15 protein-coding genes are annotated in these 16999 nt (G+C 54.3%); 9 read left to right on the top strand and 6 right to left on the bottom strand.

Going from position 1 to position 16999, the window contains the following annotated elements; genetic code table 11:
• Positions 1-44: 44 nt before the first annotated feature.
• Positions 45-698 carry a fructose-6-phosphate aldolase gene (gene fsa / locus PMI41_RS03895; protein WP_008121999.1) on the bottom strand — a complete coding sequence of 218 codons (654 nt, stop codon included), beginning with the start codon at positions 696-698 and terminating at the stop codon, positions 45-47.
• A 105-nt stretch (positions 699-803) separates the two neighbouring features.
• Here fsa and PMI41_RS03890 point away from each other — a divergent pair, with 105 nt between their 5' ends.
• The 8 genes from PMI41_RS03890 to lepB all read left to right on the top strand — a co-directional run bounded on the left by PMI41_RS03890 (position 804) and on the right by lepB (position 9991).
• Positions 804-2987 (top strand): primosomal protein N', encoded by a 2184-nt coding sequence (locus tag PMI41_RS03890; RefSeq protein WP_008121997.1) that lies wholly within the window; start codon positions 804-806, stop codon positions 2985-2987.
• A gap of 154 nt (positions 2988-3141) precedes the next feature.
• The gene (locus PMI41_RS03885; RefSeq protein ID WP_008121996.1) at positions 3142-3531 is read left to right on the top strand and encodes a DUF4345 family protein; all 390 of its coding nucleotides are present in this window, start codon (positions 3142-3144) and stop codon (positions 3529-3531) included.
• A 245-nt stretch (positions 3532-3776) separates the two neighbouring features.
• Positions 3777-4337 carry a F0F1 ATP synthase subunit delta gene (locus PMI41_RS03880; RefSeq protein ID WP_008121995.1) on the top strand — a complete coding sequence of 187 codons (561 nt, stop codon included), beginning with the start codon at positions 3777-3779 and terminating at the stop codon, positions 4335-4337.
• Positions 4337-5866 carry a F0F1 ATP synthase subunit alpha gene (gene atpA, locus PMI41_RS03875; RefSeq protein WP_008121993.1) on the top strand — a complete coding sequence of 510 codons (1530 nt, stop codon included), beginning with the start codon at positions 4337-4339 and terminating at the stop codon, positions 5864-5866. Before PMI41_RS03880 ends, atpA begins: the two co-directional genes overlap by 1 nt.
• A 19-nt stretch (positions 5867-5885) precedes the next feature.
• A complete protein-coding gene (locus tag PMI41_RS03870) occupies positions 5886-6764 on the top strand; it encodes a F0F1 ATP synthase subunit gamma (protein WP_008121991.1) in 879 nt (292 codons plus the stop codon).
• An 18-nt stretch (positions 6765-6782) separates the two neighbouring features.
• Positions 6783-8438, top strand: coding sequence for a F0F1 ATP synthase subunit beta (gene atpD, locus PMI41_RS03865; protein WP_008121989.1), 1656 nt, complete (start codon positions 6783-6785; stop codon positions 8436-8438).
• A 131-nt stretch (positions 8439-8569) separates the two neighbouring features.
• Positions 8570-8977, top strand: coding sequence for a F0F1 ATP synthase subunit epsilon (locus PMI41_RS03860; RefSeq protein WP_008121987.1), 408 nt, complete (start codon positions 8570-8572; stop codon positions 8975-8977).
• A gap of 60 nt (positions 8978-9037) precedes the next feature.
• The gene (gene lepB / locus PMI41_RS03855; protein ID WP_008121985.1) at positions 9038-9991 is read left to right on the top strand and encodes a signal peptidase I; all 954 of its coding nucleotides are present in this window, start codon (positions 9038-9040) and stop codon (positions 9989-9991) included.
• Positions 9992-10029: 38 nt separating this feature from the next.
• Here lepB and PMI41_RS03850 read toward each other — a convergent pair whose 3' ends face one another.
• The 4 genes from PMI41_RS03850 to PMI41_RS03835 form a co-directional block, all read right to left on the bottom strand.
• On the bottom strand, positions 10030-10554 hold the full coding sequence (locus tag PMI41_RS03850) for an RNA pyrophosphohydrolase (RefSeq protein ID WP_008121984.1): 525 nt from the start codon (positions 10552-10554) through the stop codon (positions 10030-10032).
• A 31-nt stretch (positions 10555-10585) separates the two neighbouring features.
• The gene (locus PMI41_RS03845) at positions 10586-11734 is read right to left on the bottom strand and encodes a divergent polysaccharide deacetylase family protein (RefSeq protein ID WP_040853736.1); all 1149 of its coding nucleotides are present in this window, start codon (positions 11732-11734) and stop codon (positions 10586-10588) included.
• Between the two features lie 94 nt (positions 11735-11828).
• Positions 11829-13154: a S41 family peptidase gene (locus PMI41_RS03840; RefSeq protein WP_008121979.1), complete on the bottom strand. Its 1326-nt coding sequence runs from the start codon at positions 13152-13154 to the stop codon at positions 11829-11831.
• On the bottom strand, positions 13144-14502 hold the full coding sequence (locus tag PMI41_RS03835; RefSeq protein WP_008121977.1) for a murein hydrolase activator EnvC: 1359 nt from the start codon (positions 14500-14502) through the stop codon (positions 13144-13146). The genes PMI41_RS03840 and PMI41_RS03835 overlap by 11 nt, the downstream gene beginning before the upstream one ends.
• Positions 14503-14793: 291 nt before the next feature.
• On the opposite strand from PMI41_RS03835, the gene PMI41_RS03830 reads away from it, so the two are divergent.
• Positions 14794-15513 carry a glycosyltransferase family 2 protein gene (locus PMI41_RS03830; protein WP_008121975.1) on the top strand — a complete coding sequence of 240 codons (720 nt, stop codon included), beginning with the start codon at positions 14794-14796 and terminating at the stop codon, positions 15511-15513.
• Here PMI41_RS03830 and PMI41_RS03825 read toward each other — a convergent pair.
• Positions 15455-16921 carry a glycosyltransferase family 39 protein gene (locus tag PMI41_RS03825; RefSeq protein WP_040853683.1) on the bottom strand — a complete coding sequence of 489 codons (1467 nt, stop codon included), beginning with the start codon at positions 16919-16921 and terminating at the stop codon, positions 15455-15457. The two genes, PMI41_RS03830 and PMI41_RS03825, sit on opposite strands and share 59 nt — an antisense overlap.
• Between the last annotated feature and the right edge of the window lie 78 nt (positions 16922-16999).

Raw genomic sequence — 16999 nt, 5'->3', positions numbered from 1 at the left:
GGTTTTCGATCAGCGGGCGTTTTCAATATTGGTTATCAGATCGCTTAGACGATGGACTGACCGGTTTTCGCCCAATCGGCGAGGAAGGTCTCAAGGCCCTTATCGGTCAGCGGGTGCTTGACCAGTGCCTTCAAGGTAGCTGGTGGTGCGGTAACAACATCGGCACCGATCAGAGCTGCGCTCTTGACGTGGTTGACCGTGCGGACGGAGGCCGCAAGGATTTCTGTCGGATAATCGTAATTGTCATAGATGGTGCGGATTTCGGAAATCAGCTCCATGCCATCAATGCCGATATCGTCGATACGGCCGATGAACGGCGAAATAAAGCTTGCGCCGGCTTTGGCGGCAAGCAGCGCCTGATTGGCCGAGAAGCACAGAGTTACGTTGACGAGATGGCCGTCGGAACGAAGCGCCTTACAAGCACGAAGGCCGTCAAGCGTCAATGGTACCTTGATGCAGATATTGTCGGCGATCTTGGCGAGAACCGCCGCTTCCTTCATCATCTGCTCATATTCAACCGCAGCAACTTCAGCGGAAACAGGACCCTTGACGATGCTGCAGATTTCCTTGGTGACTTCCAGGATACTGCGGCCGGATTTGAGAATGAGCGAAGGGTTGGTTGTCACGCCATCGACCAGTCCAAGGTCGTTAAGCTCGCGGATATCCTTTACATCGGCAGTATCGACAAAAAACTTCATCGGGGCAGTCCTTCCTAATATGACGCTGGCCTGAAACAGGAGATGGGATATATCTCCGGAAAGTGGCTTTTCTTTAGACCAAAGCCGCGTCAAGGTCACGCACATATGAGTGAAGATTCGTCCAGCCCGCAAAAAATAGTTCCGGTGCTCGTGCCAATGCCGGCTGAGCGGCCCTATAGCTATGCCGTGCCGGAAGGAATGGACGTAAAACCCGGTTCCATCGTACGGGTGCCGCTTGGCCCGCGAGAAGTCGCAGGTATTGTTACGAGCGATGTGACCAATGATGTAGCGGCCAAGAAATTGCGGCCCATTTCGCAGCTTTTTGATTGCCCGCCTGTCGATGAGGGCATGATGCGTTTCATGCGCTGGGCAGCGGATTACACGATATCGCCACCGGGGATGGTTGCGCGCATGGTGCTGCGCGTGCCAGCCGCCTTCGATCCCGAGCCGCATGTGCCAGGCTTGCGCTTTTCAGGAAAGGAGCCAGAGCGAATGACCGGCGCGCGCGCTAGGGTTCTCGAGCTGGCCGAAGATGGCATGGCCTGGACACGAACAGGCCTTGCCCATGCGGCCGGCGTGTCAGCAACAGTCGTTGACGGTCTTCATACAGCGGGTGTGTTCGAGCAGGTGATGATTCCGCCGCGTCCCGTCGTGGCAGCGCCCGATATTGACTATGCAAAGGCGATTCTTTCCGGCGATCAGGCGGAAGCTGCAGACAAACTGGTCGAAGCTGTGTCGAATGAAGGATTTTCGGTTGCGCTGCTTGATGGCGTTACCGGCTCCGGCAAGACGGAAGTTTATTTCGAGGCGGTCGCCAAGGCTATTGAGCAGGGAAAGCAAGTACTGATCCTGCTGCCCGAAATCGCACTGACTCAGCAATTTCTCGACCGCTTTCATGACCGGTTCGGCACCAAGCCTGCGGAGTGGCATTCAGATCTTGCGCCCAAAATGCGCGAGCGGGTATGGCGGCAGGTCATGGAGGGGCAGGTACGGGTTGTGGCTGGAGCGCGGTCAGCCCTGTTTCTGCCATTCAATGATCTTGGCCTGATCATTGTCGATGAAGAACATGACGCTGCCTACAAGCAGGAAGATCGAGTATTCTATAATGCCCGCGACATGGCTGTTGTCCGCGGGCATATCGGCAATTTTCCGGTGATCCTCGCATCAGCGACGCCTTCTATAGAAAGTCAGGTCAATGCTATACAGGGAAAATACACCCGCATCCGCCTGACTGGCCGCTACGCAGAGGCAGCAATGCCCAACCTTCGCGCGATAGATATGCGCAGGTCGCCGCCGCGACCCGGTGGGTTTTTATCGCCTGCGCTCGTGGAAGCTGTAAACCAAACCTTGGAGCGCAAAGAGCAGTCGCTGCTTTTCCTCAACAGGCGTGGCTATGCGCCTTTGACGCTTTGCAGGGTTTGCGGGCATCGCTTCCAGTGTCCCTGCTGTTCGAGCTGGCTTGTCGAACACAGGTTTCGCGGACAGCTTGTCTGCCATCAATGCGGCCATCACGAGCCAAAGCCGGATGCCTGTCCCTCCTGCGGAACGCTCGACCATCTGGTCGCATGCGGCCCGGGTGTGGAGCGCATTGCCGAAGAAGTGGAAAAGACTTTTCCGGAAGCGCGGATTATCGTTCTGTCCTCCGATCTCATGGGCGTGAAGCGCTTGCGGCTGGAGCTTGATGCAATTGCACGCGGCGAGGCGGACATCGTTATCGGCACGCAGCTTGTTGCAAAAGGGCATAACTTTCCCAACATGACGCTGGTTGGCGTGGTCGATGCCGATCTGGGTTTGGCCAATGGCGATCCGCGCGCCGCAGAGCGTACATTCCAATTGCTCAATCAGGTAACGGGACGTGCAGGGCGAACCGGCAAGAAGAGTACCGGCCTTCTCCAGACCTATCAGCCGGACCATCCAGTGATGCGTGCTATTGTCTCGGGCGATGCTCAGGCCTTCTATGATCGTGAAATAGAAGAGCGCGAACGTTCCGGTCTCCCGCCGTTTGGAAGGTTAGGCGCCTTGATCATTTCCGCTGCAACCCGCCCGGAGGCCGAAGGGCATGCCCGGGCATTGCGCCGCGCCGCGCCAACGTCACAGCAGATCAATGTTCTCGGCCCGGCGGAAGCACCCTTGGCGCTGGTACGCGGTCGCCACCGTTTCCGGCTGCTCATTCACGGTACGCGCAAGGCGGATATTCAGGGCTTCATTCGCGCCATGCTCAGCGCAGGCCCAAAAGAGCGGGGATCGATAAGGGTACAGGTTGATATCGATCCGCAAAGCTTTCTATAACAAACCCGCGATGGCGGGCTGCAAATGGCGATTTCTGTATCCAAAAGTACGTTTCGGTTCAAAAGTCACCATTTCGCCGCCCCATGACAAGTTTCGGGTCGGCGTTATAAAAGGTATAAGCGTTGAATCAGTTGTGTGGGGAAGGTGATCGCGAATGGAACTTTACTGGCCGGCAAGTCAGGGCGAGTGGATGGCTTGGCTCTCCGCAGCCATCACCGTCGTGTTCGGACTTATCCTGTTTTTTGCACCGCGTATCGCCTTAAAGGCTTTGCGGCTTCAGACTGTTCCTGCACATCCGGAAGCGCTTGCGGCTGTTCGTGGGCCTCTTGCGGGATTTTATCTCGGGCTTGGCCTATCCGCGCTGATTTTCTCACAACCCTTTCTGTGGATCGCGCTTGGCGTTTCCTGGGGGCTCACACTTTTTGGCCGCCTGATCTCCATGATGTCAGATCGCGGCAATACCATCTATAACTGGCTGATGGTCATTATCGAACTCGCACTTGCCGCCGGCCCCCTGCTCTTCGCTTTCGGCTTTATTGCCTAGCGTAAAACATCATTAGTGGAATACCTTACTCATAATTATCCAGAGTTGAGGCAATTCAGATGGCCATTTTACCGGATTCCCGTGTTGCGAGTCCGGTATTCCTATGCTAGACGGCAATCAAATCTCGTCAGGGATGGCCTCCGGGTCATGTTCTGAGGTTAAAAAAATCAATAATGCCAAAGATTTGACCCGAAATTCCTTCAGGTCGCCCGATTTTTGGCCAAAACGCAGAGAGCTTGTCGTTCGTGGCAGAAACTTCGTCGCTCATTTCCGGTGTTGCCCAGCGCTATGCGGGTTCATTATTTGACCTCGCGCTGGAGGCAAAATCCGTCGCACAGGTAGAGAAAGATCTCGGCAGGTTCGAGGCTCTCATCGATGGCAGTCCCGAATTGAAGCGTCTGATCGTCAGCCCGGTTTTCTCTTCCGGTGATCAGGTAAAGGCGATTTCCGCCATTCTGACCAAGGCCAAGATTGGCGGTCTCGTCAATAATTTCCTGCGTCTCGTTGCGCAGAACCGGCGCCTGTTCTCGGTGCCTGCAATGATCCAGTCATTCCGCCAGATCGCTACCGCTCATCGCGGTGAGGTTTCGGCAGATGTTACTTCCGCGCATGCCTTGACGGCGGCGCAACAGACAGAATTGAAGGCCACGCTGAAAAGCGTCGCCGGCAAGGACGTGACAATCAATGTCACCATTGATCCGTCGATCCTTGGAGGTCTCATCGTCAAGTTGGGGTCCCGCCAGATCGACACTTCGCTTCGCACAAAACTTTCTTCGCTTAAGCTTGCACTGAAAGAGGTCGGCTGATGGACATCCGCGCCGCGGAAATTTCCGCAATCCTTAAAGATCAAATCAAGAATTTCGGCCAGGAGGCAGAAGTCTCCGAGGTTGGTCAGGTTCTGTCCGTCGGTGACGGTATTGCCCGCGTTTACGGTCTGGACAATGTTCAGGCCGGTGAAATGGTGGAGTTCCCAGATGGAACTCGCGGCATGGCTCTGAACCTTGAAAGCGACAATGTCGGTGTCGTTATTTTCGGTTCCGACCGCGACATTAAAGAAGGTGATACGGTCAAGCGCACAGGCGCGATCGTTGACGTTCCAGTCGGCAAGGAATTGCTTGGCCGCGTTGTGGATGCCCTTGGCAACCCAATCGATGGCAAGGGCCCGATCAAGGCAACCCAGCGCTCGCGCGTTGACGTCAAGGCTCCGGGCATTATCCCCCGCAAGTCTGTGCACGAGCCAATGTCGACTGGCCTCAAGGCTATCGATGCTCTGATCCCGGTCGGCCGTGGACAGCGCGAGTTGGTTATCGGCGATCGTCAGACCGGCAAGACAGCGATCATTCTCGACACATTCCTTAACCAGAAGCCAGCACACGATGCCGGTGACGAGAACCAGAAGCTGTATTGCGTTTATGTCGCTATCGGCCAGAAGCGTTCGACTGTTGCCCAGTTCGTGAAGATCCTTGAAGAGCGCGGTGCGCTTGAATATTCGATCATCGTTGCGGCAACTGCTTCCGATCCGGCTCCTATGCAGTATCTGGCACCATTCGCCGGTTGCGCCATGGGCGAATATTTCCGTGATAACGGCATGCATGCGCTGATCGCTTATGACGATCTTTCCAAGCAGGCTGTTGCTTATCGTCAGATGTCCCTGCTGTTGCGCCGTCCTCCGGGCCGCGAAGCTTATCCAGGCGACGTTTTCTATCTGCATTCTCGTCTTCTGGAGCGTTCTGCAAAGCTCAATGATGAAAATGGCGCCGGTTCGCTGACCGCCCTTCCAGTTATTGAAACGCAGGCAAACGACGTATCTGCCTATATTCCGACCAACGTGATCTCGATCACCGACGGTCAGATATTCCTCGAAACCAACCTGTTCTATCAGGGTATCCGCCCGGCTGTTAACGTCGGTCTGTCGGTTTCCCGCGTTGGTTCTGCTGCGCAGATCAAAGCGATGAAGCAGGTTGCGGGTTCGATCAAGGGTGAGCTTTCCCAGTATCGCGAAATGGCTGCTTTCGCTCAGTTCGGTTCCGATCTCGATGCCTCAACACAGCGTCTGCTTAACCGCGGTGCACGTTTGACTGAACTCTTGAAGCAGCCACAGTTCTCGCCGCTCAAGACGGAAGAGCAGGTTGCCGTGATTTTCGCTGGTGTTAACGGATATCTCGACAAGCTGGCCGTCAATCAGGTTGGCAAGTTCGAGCAGGGTCTGCTGACCTGGCTGCGCACGGAACACAAAGATGTTCTGAGCACAATCGCCAAGGAAAAGCAGATCAGCGACGACACCAAGGGCAAGCTCAAGGCAGCGGTTGATGCCTTTGCCAAGACTTTCGCTTAAACACTGACGGGATGAACGGATGCCTTCGTTAAAGGATCTGAGAAACCGGATCGCCTCGGTCAAGGCGACGCAGAAAATCACCAAGGCGATGCAAATGGTCGCCGCGGCGAAGCTGCGTCGTGCGCAGGAAGCTGCGGAAGCGGCTCGCCCTTACTCACAGCGTATGGCTGCAGTTCTGGCGAACATTGCTTCTAATGTGGATGGCGATGATGCACCTGTGCTGATGAGCGGAACCGGCAAGGACGATGTGCACCTTCTGATCGTCTGCACATCCGAACGCGGCCTTTGTGGCGGCTTCAACTCGCAGATTGCGCGTTTGGCCCGCGAACATACGCGCCGGTTGCTTGCAGACGGCAAGACAGTGAAGATTATCACAGTCGGCAAGAAGGGCGCGGATATTTTGCGTCGCGATCTCGGCAAGCTGATCATCGATCACGTCAATCTGCGTGAAGTAAAGCAGGTTGGTTTCAGCAATGCTGACGAGATCGGTCACAAGATCATCGGTCTGTACAATGAAGGTGCGTTTGATGTCGCCACATTGTTCTATTCCGAGTTCAAGTCGGTAATTTCGCAGATTCCAACTGCACAGCAGCTAATCCCGGCGAGCGCCATTGGCGATGCCGAGCCGGAAACAGCGGGCGATGCAGTCTATGAATATGAGCCAGATCCGGCCGCCATTCTCGGTGACCTGATCCCGCGCAATATTTCCGTCCAGGTTTTCCGCGCTCTCCTTGAAAATGCGGCATCGGAACAGGGTGCGCGTATGTCCGCCATGGACAACGCAACCCGTAATGCCGGTGACATGATCAACAAGCTGACAATGTCGTACAACCGCCAGCGTCAGGCCCAGATCACCAAAGAACTGATTGAAATCATTTCGGGCGCGGAAGCGCTCTAATCGCGAAGGTAAGGATCGATGGCAAAAGCAGCGACCCCGAAAACACCCGCAGCCGCAAAAGCAGCTGCACCCAAGGCAGCAGTTGCCAAGGCTGCTCCGGCAGCCAAGCCAGCGGCTGTAAAAGCAGCGCCTAAAGCTGAAGCCAAAGCTGCACCTGTTGCCAAGGCACCTGCACCTAAGGCAGCTGCAACCAAAGCTCCGGCAGCGAAGTCGGCCAAGGCATCTTCAACACCGAAGACTGCCCTCAAGGCGACGGGCGTTGTTGGACGTGTCAGCCAGGTCATCGGCGCTGTTGTCGACGTGGCTTTCGATGGCGGCGTACTGCCAAAAATCCTGAACGCGCTGGAAACCGACAATCTCGGCAACCGCCTTGTTCTGGAAGTTGCGCAGCATCTGGGTGAAAACACCGTTCGTACAATCGCCATGGACTCGACTGAAGGTCTGGTTCGCGGTCAGGTTGTTTACGATACAGGTTCGGCAATTCAGGTTCCGGTTGGACCGGAAACTCTCGGCCGTATCATGAATGTTATTGGTGAGCCGGTTGACGAAGCTGGTCCAATCAAGACGACACTGACCCGCGCGATCCATCAGCCAGCTCCTGAATATGTCGATCAGTCGACAGAGGCTCAGATTCTGGTAACCGGCATCAAGGTTATCGATCTTCTCGCTCCTTATGCTCGTGGCGGCAAGATCGGCCTGTTCGGCGGTGCCGGCGTGGGCAAGACCGTTCTGATCATGGAACTGATCAACAACGTCGCCAAGGCGCATGGTGGTTACTCGGTATTTGCGGGTGTGGGTGAACGTACCCGTGAAGGTAACGATCTCTATCACGAAATGATCGAGTCCGGCGTGAACAAGGCTGGCGGCGGAGAAGGCTCCAAGGCTGCACTCGTTTACGGCCAGATGAATGAGCCGCCAGGCGCGCGTGCCCGTGTTGCTCTGTCAGGTCTGACAGTTGCGGAACATTTCCGCGATGAAGGACAGGACGTTCTGTTCTTCGTGGACAACATTTTCCGCTTCACGCAGGCTGGTTCGGAATTGTCGGCTTTGCTTGGCCGTATTCCTTCTGCCGTGGGTTATCAGCCAACGCTGGCAACCGACATGGGCCAGATGCAGGAACGCATCACCACAACCCACAAGGGTTCGATCACTTCGGTTCAGGCCATTTACGTGCCCGCCGACGATTTGACTGATCCTGCGCCAGCGACATCCTTCGCGCATCTTGATGCGACGACAAACTTGAACCGCGCGATCTCCGAAAAGGGTATTTACCCGGCTGTGGATCCGCTCGATTCGACATCGCGCATGCTTGATCCGCTGATCGTAGGCGAAGAGCACTATCAGATTGCCCGTCAGGTGCAGTCCATTCTGCAGCGCTACAAGTCGCTTCAGGATATCATCGCCATTCTCGGCATGGATGAGCTTTCGGAAGAAGACAAGATCGCTGTGGCACGTGCCCGCAAGATCGAACGCTTCCTTTCGCAGCCGTTCTTCGTTGCTGAAATCTTCACTGGTTCGCCGGGCAAGCTGGTCGATCTGGCAGACACCATCAAGGGCTTCAAGGGTCTTTGCAACGGTGACTACGATCACCTGCCGGAAGCAGCATTCTACATGGTTGGCTCGATCGACGAGGCAATCGAAAAGGCACAGCGTCTGGCAGCAGAAGCAGCCTAAATCCGGAAATGATGGCGGGCTATGGCCCGCCCTTTTCTGTCCAACTTGGCAATTTCTATTGGGAAACCTGTTCCCGCGTTTGCAATTGCTTGAACTGATCAGGTCAAGATCACAGGAATTGAGTGGATATCATGGCTGAAGCCTTCCAGTTTGAACTCGTCTCGCCAGAACGCCTGCTCCTCTCGGAACAGGTTATTGAAGTCGTTGTTCCGGGCACGGAAGGTTACATGACTGTGCTGGCGCATCACGCTCCATTGATGGCAACGATCAAGCCGGGCGTTGTTACGGTCAAGACGCCTGACGGCAAGCCGGACAGCTATGTTGTTTTCGGCGGCTTTGTTGATGTGACGCCAGAGGGCTGCATTCTGCTCGCTGAGTCGGCGGTACACGTCACCGATATAAAGGCTGATGAATTGCAGAACCGCATCAAGGACGCGAAAGAAGACTTCGAAGATGCAACAACGCGCGAAGAGAAGTCCCGCGCGGAAGATCTGCTTGGCCAGTTGACGACGCTGCAGGATGCCATCAAGGCTGCTTGAATATTCTGAACTCAACGACAATGATGAAGCGGGCTAAGCCCGCTTTTTTTATGGATTGTCATGACCCACTCCAAACCTCGTAGCCCGATTTCCACCTTTTTCATATCTATGGTTGAGCCTGTGGCAGGACTGCTTTGGATTGGCCGGGGCAAACTGGCATTGGCCACTGCCATTCTATTGTATGGCACAATTATTGGGGTATCATATTTCGGCTGGCCAGCATTCTCGACTAATGCCTATCCAAACAAGATATTTGTCGAATTGGTGATTAAGGGAATCATTGGTGTGGGCATTTGCCTATTGATCGCCAGCCATGTTCCAAAAAGATACTCTAACGGATTCATCGTATCTGGCGTGATAGTTAGCCTTATGCTTCTAGCCCTTTGCATACGTACATTTGTTTTTCAGCCATTCAATGTTCCAGCCACAACGAGTATGGCGCCAACATTGGTCATGGGTGACTATTTTGTCGTGTCAAAGTCAGCTTATGGTTATAGCAGCCATAGTGTGCCTTTTGGCTTGCTGCCAATTCAGGGACGGGTATTTTCAACAGAGCCCGAGCGTGGCGACGTCGTCACGTTCAATTCAGATGATGGCGTGGCCTTCATCAAGCGTATTGTAGGATTGCCCGGCGAGACAATTCAGACGATTGACGGCGTTCTCCATATAGATGGAACGCCAGTAAAAATGGAACTAGGTACGCCCTATTCCATGTACGAAGCCAGAAATAGCAGTGCTGTTGCCCAGTATCGGGAAACTTTACCTAATGGCGTCTACTACAATGTTCTCAGTCTCGTAGACAACTCCGTTGGCGATAACACGGGACCCTACGTTGTACCGGATGGGCAATATTTCGTGATGGGTGATAATCGAGACAACTCCGACGATAGCCGTTTCTCATTGGGCACAGTGCCGTTTGAAAACCTTATCGGTAAAGTCGTTCGGATATTCTGGAATTCGGAAGGGATAGATTATTCAGACAGGCAGTCAGTAATTCCGAAGCAAGGTACCTGACAAGCAAATCAAATTCTGAGCTTTAGGCCCGTTTTGATTTAATCTGCCAAATGCCTGAAAGCAGCGACAACCTCTTCGTAAACGGCGCGCTTGAAAGGCACGATCAGATCAGGCAATTGGGCCATGGGCTTCCAGGCCCATTCGTCAAACTCAGCCGTATGTCCGCCCGGAGGAGGATTGATGGCGATCTCGCTTTCATCACCTTCAAAGCGATAAGCAAACCACTTTTGTGTCTGGCCGCGATACTTGCCCTTGAGAGCAACACCCATGAGATGCGGTGGCAGATCGTAGTTGATCCATTCGGGAGCTTCGGCAAGCAGCGATACGGACTTCATGCCGGTTTCCTCGTAAAGTTCACGCAGCGCAGCCGGTTCAGGATTCTCTCCCGCATCAATGCCACCCTGTGGCATCTGCCATAGCTGGGTTTGGCCTTCCATTTCATCATTGGGAATGACGATGCGATGACCGGCCCACACAAGCCCATCCCTGTTGAGCACCATGATGCCGACGCAAGGCCGATAAGGCAGGGATTGCGGATCTACGGGCTTCTTGTTCTTGCTCATGGGGATGCTCCGGTAAGCGGTTTTGGTGGTGCTAGCCCTTTTCCGGGTCGCGGACAAGCGCCGATACGGGAACAATCTCTATGCCACGTGTTTTGGCTTCATTGGCCCATGCTGCGACCGCCTCAACGGTAACATCGAATGCTGAGCCAGTGGCAATCGCCGTGCCCTTGGCACGAGCTATTCGTTCTAACTCGTCTAGCTTTTTGAGAATGCTGCCCCGTTCTTGCGTTGCATCAATTAACAGGTCACCTGCAGCATAGGGAGTGCCCTGCTGGGCAGCAATCGGGTCAGCCAGACTGCGTGCTGAAGTGCCGTCATCCAGATAAAGCAGGCCCCGACGGGTGATCTCCTGCATAACAGGAGTCATTGCCGCTGACTCCGAAGTAAAGCGGGCACCCATATAGTTCATTACGCCTGTATAGTTGGTAATACGCCCCATTGTCTTGTGCAGGGTTTCAATCGTAGCGGCGGCATTTGCACCCACAGTGAGTGTATTGCGTCCGGGATTTACACGCGGATAATCAAAAGGCTCCAGCGGTATCTGCAGAAGTATTTCGTGGCCTTCCTGTCTTCCTGCCTGCATCCAGCGACCAAGGCTGTTGCCTTCGGGCGAGAAGGCAAGCGTTACCTCTGGCGGCAATATCCGTATGGCGTTCTGAGAGCCGGTTTGAGACAGGCCAAGACCGCCGATGACAATGGCAACGCGGGCACCGCGAGCGCCGGACCATGGCCTGGCATAGGCGTCGAGCGGACGGCGCCCATCAGGAGAAATGACAGGCAGTGGCCCCTGTGGCGATTGCTCGAGCAGATCCGGTTCCGGCAGATGCGCAGTGCGCGGGTCTTGCGCCCGTCTCGTCGGATCACCAACAATAATTACTTTCGGCCCATTCGCTGTGTCACTGGCAATATTGCCGGGAAGCTGGTTCTGGCTCTGTTTGGGTGGGTTCAAGGGGGCAGGTACTGCAACCGGAGCTTGAGCTACCGCTGCGGGAGCGGGCGGGGCAACAGGTCGCCGGAATCCTTGGTGGCTTGTGTAGGAGATTACTGACGACGCCACCAGCATGGAAGCAAACACGATCGAAGGCAAAATCCATTGCCTTGCAGCTTTATCGCCAGCTTTAACGTTCGGCCTTTTGCTGTTTTGCCCCAGCGGCCTGTTCAGTTCTGAATTCACGCTTATCGGCCAGAAAAAGGGAGGGAAGCTGGCGGCGGGTGCCGCGCGCACAGAAGAAAATGGCCGGATTATTCAAGGAACTCCGGCCATTTTTATCATATCAGTTAGGAACGCCCTTTTCGGGGTCGGCAGGGAACGCCGCATTGGCCTGTTCGCCGCGCAGCAGCTTCATTGCCTGAATGAGCTGCAGATCATCTTTGGGTTCCGGTGGAACGTAAGGGATTGAACCGGAACCTTCAGCGTCCTCCTGAGCACCCTTGATGTGGCCCTTGAGGCTGGACTCGCTCATTGGTTCGACCTTGCCCTTCAGTTCATCCGGCAGAGGCTGCTCAACCGTAATGTCCGGTATGATGCCCTTGCCCTGAATGGACTTGCCCGCTGGCGTATAATAAAGCGCCGTAGTCAAACGCAATGCACCGTTTTCGCCAAGCGGAATGATTGTCTGCACGGAACCTTTGCCGAATGAACGTGTGCCGAGAATGGTGCCACGGCGATGGTCCTGCAAGGCACCGGCAACGATCTCGGACGCACTTGCCGAACCGCCATTGATAAGAACGATCAGTGGCTTGCCGTCAGTCAGATCGCCCGCACGGGCGTCGAACCGGGTAATATCCTGCGGATCACGGCCACGCGTCGAAACAACTTCGCCCTTGTCGAGGAATGCGTCGGAAACAGCGACTGCCTGATCAAGGAGACCACCGGGATTGAGACGAAGATCAAGAACAAAGCCCTTGAGCTTCTCCTTTGGAATCTTGGTCTGGATATCCTTGATTGCTTTCTGCAGATCATCAAAGGTCTGTTCGGTGAACGAGATCACCCGGACATAGCCAATGTCGTTTTCAACGCGGGATTTTACCGCCTGAACCTTGACGACATCACGGACGATTGTCAGCACGATTGGCTTGTCTGCGCCCTGACGGATAAGTGTCAGTTCAATGGGAGTCTTGATCTCACCGCGCATCTTGTCGACAGCGTCGGTCAGCGTCAGTCCGCGAACCTCAACACCGTCAATCTTCGAGATGTAATCCCCGGCAAGTACACCGGCTTTTGCTGCTGGCGTGTCATCAATCGGTGCGATGACCTTTACCAGCTCGTTTTCCATGGTGACTTCAATACCAAGGCCGCCAAATTCGCCCTTGGTCTGGACTCGCATATCCTGAGCCTGCTCTGCATTCATGTAGGAAGAATGCGGATCAAGTGATGTCAACATGCCATTGATGGCGTTCTCGACAAGCTTCTTGTCATCTGGCGGCGTAACATATTGAGCGCGGACACGCTCGAAAATATCACCAAAAATTGATAGCTGTTTATAGGTGTCAGTGCCCGCAGCCTCTGCAGCGGTAGTGGGCAGGGCACCCTGCACAACGACCATTGCCGTAGCGCCCATCAGTGCTCCAGCCATGAGAAGCGACAGTCTACGTATCATTTGCGGTCCTTCCAGCAAGCCGATCCGCCCACCATGGGGCGGGATTAACAGGTTTTGTATCTTTTCGGAACTCAATGTAAAGCATTGGAGCTCCATTTCCCACCGGAACAGGTGCACTGCTCGCGATAAGTTGTTCGTTCATTACACCGACCGGTTCTCCCGCAAGAACAAACTGGTTCTGCGAGACGTTGATTCTGGACATTCCTGCCAAGACGACATGATAGCCATTGCCGGCATCAAGTATCAAGAGTTGACCATAAGAACGGAATGCGCCCGCATAAAGGACAACTGCGTCTGTCGGTGCAGTTATTGTGGCTCCAGGACTGGTTTCCAGCGTGTCGCCCTGAAGCGTACCACCCAGCCCGTCATTATCTCCAAAATGCTTGACGAGTTTCCCGGCAGCAGGCGTTGCAAGTCGCCCGCGAAGCGAGGCGAAATTGACCTGTGCAACGAGGCGGTTCTGATTGGTTGCAAACTCATCGGCACGTTTCCGGCTGGCTTCAAGTTTGTGCTGCTCTTCAATGCTGGCTTCATTAGCGGCTTTTTGAACCTCCGCCATATCTTTTTCCATAGAGGCTATAAGCCCCTGTAGCGAGGTAGCGCGCTTTGCCAGATCCTCAGCACGCTGTTTTTCAGCGGCAAGAGTTTCCTCAGACGTGGTTTGCAGTTTCTGCTTTTCGGTCAGCAGCAGATCAAGCCGCTTCTTTTCTTCCGCCTGACTGGATAGGGCCGCAGTCAGACGGGCTTGTTCCTCTGTAATAGAGGTCTTTATCCTGGTCAGTTCCTTTAGATCGGCAATCAGCACCTCTGTCTGTTCGCGCATTTCGGGTACTACAGCACCCAGCAGCACTGCGCTGCGGACGGAAGCCAAGGCATCGTCAGGGCGCACCAGCAGGGCAGGAGGCGGGTTCAAGCCCATTCTTTGCAACGCAGCGAGAACCTCGGCCAAGGCCCCGCGGCGCTGCCGCAATACAAGGCGCACACCATCTTCGCGCTCGCGCAGTCCGGTCAACCGATCCGTGAAGCTGCTGATATCCTCACTCAGCTTCTTTTCGGTTTTGGCCGATTGGATAAGCGCCGCAGTGATTGTCGTCTGGTCCTTTTTCAAACCAGAGATTTCCTTGTCGAGGGAAGCAACTTTTTCCGCCGATAGCGAAATCTGATTTGTCAGGTCCTGAAGCTCTTTGGCTGTTTCGGCGCGCTTTGCCTCGACGGAGGATAGAGTGGATGGAGTGGCAGTCGATTGGGCGGGACTTGCCGTACTGAATGCCAATGCACAGGCAAGTATAACTGCTCCGGAAATGGTCTTGCCCGAACCGATAAATGCTCTGGTTAGCTCAAGTTTCATTATCTGTCCGGAATCAATGCGTTATTGATGCGACTCTAGAAAGCTCCGCTTAATGAAGCATTAACCATGATCGGTTCGCATCGAAAGCTCTTTATTCTAGGGCAATCGGGATGGCGGAATTGCGGCATGCGTTCCAAGCTTGCATTATCAAAGTAGCGGACAGTCAATATTTGACCAATGACACGGGATGGAAATTGTTTCGGCATATCTATACATAGCAAATTATCGTATCGAATAGGAGCTGGTGCCGCCGCCAGCACTCTACCGGTACTGCTTTAATGGTTTCCTGACATGATAGAACTGACGATCATTGTTCCCGTACATAATGAAGCCGGCAATATTGGCCCGCTCGTCAAAGAGATAAGTGCTGCCTTTGTTAATGGTCCTGCATATGAAGTCATCGTTGTTGATGATGGCTCGACAGATAATTCGTCTCAAGAAGCTTTAAGCGCAGACCGCAAGGTTCGTGTCTTGCGCCACGAAAAACGCACGGGCAAATCGCGGGCACTTCTGAGCGGGTTTCAGGCGGCAAATGGTCGGTGGATTGCGACATTGGACGGCGATGGTCAGAATGATCCAGCCGACATCATAAAACTTTGGAGCCGTATAGAATCATCACCCCCAGCGCTTTTTGCCGGTGTCCGGAAGCGTCGTAACGATGGTCTGATCAAACTGCTGACATCGCGCTTTGCCAATTTTGTTCGCAAGCGCCTTTTGAAGGATGATTGCAGAGACGCAGGTTGCGGGTTCAAAATCCTGCCGACTGCCGCAGCTTTGCACTTCCCCTATTTCGACAATATGCACCGGTTCATTCCGGCGTTGTCGCGGCGGGCTGGGCTACCCGTCATTGAAGTGGATATTGAAGATCGGCCAAGATTGGCTGGTGTTTCGAAATACGGCTTCTTTGATCGTGCGGCCGTAGCATTTCTCGATACTGTCGGCGTATTCTGGCTTATCCGCCGCTACTCTGATCCGGTACAAGTGACCGAGATGAAAAGCGCTGAAAACTGAAGGTCCGCAACTCTTCGCTGAAGTTCCTGACAGGAGCCGACACGCGCGTGACCGGGCTGGTGGGCAAGGCATCTGCGGGCAATTGAGCGAGAAGCTCTTCCGCAGGGGCATCATTATCCTGCCAGACAATCACAATGTCGCTTGCAGATCCTCGTTCCGGTGGCCAGTGCAGAAGAACGGCTATGTTCGCCGCATCATCCTGACGATTTGAAAGAATGCTTGCCGGAGCCGGGTTTTGGGCGCGGATGGCGCTACTCACCGCATCATATGGAAATGTGAATCGCGGTGTGCCGAAAAGCGCTACACTGGCAAAGGCGACTGGTGCAACAACGAACATGCAGGCAGACAGAAACAGGAGATTGCGCGCTCCCAATATCTGCGGGAGATATAATGCCAGCAGTATAGCCGTCGGAGCCAGAATGGGCGCCATGTATCGCTGCGCGACTGAGTGATAGTCGGCTACCAAAACCAATAGGGCAAAAGCTGCCATACCAATAAATATGGTGCGTAAAAGCAGTTTGCGAACATCTGCATCACCATCGGCTGGAGGACGAGGATGGTCCCGCGTTCTGCCTATAATGTAAACGATAAAGGCCAACCCCGCCCAAAGCACAGCAGAAACAATGAGGCTGAAAAACCCGTCAAGGCCAATATAGGGAAGATCGATGCCACCAAGATATTCCGCTGGCTGGTTTAGTTTGGCCATCCGTCCTGCGGTCGCGGCCAGCGGGGCTTTTAATGAGGCAATGACAACTGGAGTAAAAGCAACAACGAAGATTGCGATGGATATCCAGAATGGCCGACTGAAAAGCTGGCGGCGTATTGACGGGGTAAACAGTGCGGCAACGAGGAAACTGATCAGGAATATAAAGAAGTTGTACTTTGCAAGCGCGCCGATGGCAGCCCAAACCCCAAACCAGACATAGGCAATGTTTCCCTTGCCGGACCTCATGAGCGCCAGCGCATGGATCATGCCGATAGAGGCGGCGATGACAAGCACCGTATGTGCGGTTGTCTGTATCGACATCCATACGATTTGCGGCAGAAATGCTGACGCCATCAGAGCCAATACGCCTGCCCTGTCGCCTGCCAAACGCCTTGCCGTGTCAAAGACAAGCCAGTGATACAAGCCCAACAGAGAAAGACGAACGAGTGCAAGTGAGAGCACCCAGTTCCAACCTGTCAGCTCAAGAGCCAACCGAACCAGCCAGTTGTATAAGGGTGGGTGCGAGTTGCTATAAATCCAGGAAAAGTCGACCGCTCCAACGAACTGGGCCTCATCGATTTCCATAAAACGGGACAACAGCAAACGCAGGGCAAGCACAAGAATAATGTAGACTGCAATTATGCGAGGGGCGCGGCGTGCAAACCACGCCCAATTTATTTCCGGCCCATCAAGTGCGGCCAAGTTAAATTTCCGCCAAGTCACCCAAAACCCCACCGCTTGCTTTCAAGGTGGACTACTACGATAGGCGGGCAGGTGCAA

The organism is Phyllobacterium sp. YR531 (assembly GCF_000282595.1).
In the GTDB taxonomy this organism is placed as follows: domain Bacteria; phylum Pseudomonadota; class Alphaproteobacteria; order Rhizobiales; family Rhizobiaceae; genus Phyllobacterium.
Note: the sequence above shows the minus strand (reverse complement) of the source record. Positions and strands in the feature narration are given on the sequence as shown.

Bases quoted from the DNA above. Each gene is read 5' to 3' on its own strand.
- PMI41_RS03860 (WP_008121987.1), top strand. From the start codon at position 8,570: ATGGCTGAAGCCTTCCAGTTTGAACTCGTCTCGCCAGAACGCCTGCTC.
- PMI41_RS03840 (WP_008121979.1), bottom strand. From the start codon at position 13,154: ATGATACGTAGACTGTCGCTTCTCATGGCTGGAGCACTGATGGGCGCT.
- PMI41_RS03870 (WP_008121991.1), top strand. From the start codon at position 5,886: ATGCCTTCGTTAAAGGATCTGAGAAACCGGATCGCCTCGGTCAAGGCG.
- PMI41_RS03850 (WP_008121984.1), bottom strand. From the start codon at position 10,554: ATGAGCAAGAACAAGAAGCCCGTAGATCCGCAATCCCTGCCTTATCGG.
- atpD (WP_008121989.1), top strand. From the start codon at position 6,783: ATGGCAAAAGCAGCGACCCCGAAAACACCCGCAGCCGCAAAAGCAGCT.
- atpA (WP_008121993.1), top strand. From the start codon at position 4,337: ATGGACATCCGCGCCGCGGAAATTTCCGCAATCCTTAAAGATCAAATC.
- PMI41_RS03885 (WP_008121996.1), top strand. From the start codon at position 3,142: ATGGAACTTTACTGGCCGGCAAGTCAGGGCGAGTGGATGGCTTGGCTC.
- PMI41_RS03830 (WP_008121975.1), top strand. From the start codon at position 14,794: ATGATAGAACTGACGATCATTGTTCCCGTACATAATGAAGCCGGCAAT.
- PMI41_RS03835 (WP_008121977.1), bottom strand. From the start codon at position 14,502: ATGAAACTTGAGCTAACCAGAGCATTTATCGGTTCGGGCAAGACCATT.
- lepB (WP_008121985.1), top strand. From the start codon at position 9,038: ATGACCCACTCCAAACCTCGTAGCCCGATTTCCACCTTTTTCATATCT.
- PMI41_RS03890 (WP_008121997.1), top strand. From the start codon at position 804: ATGAGTGAAGATTCGTCCAGCCCGCAAAAAATAGTTCCGGTGCTCGTG.
- fsa (WP_008121999.1), bottom strand. From the start codon at position 698: ATGAAGTTTTTTGTCGATACTGCCGATGTAAAGGATATCCGCGAGCTT.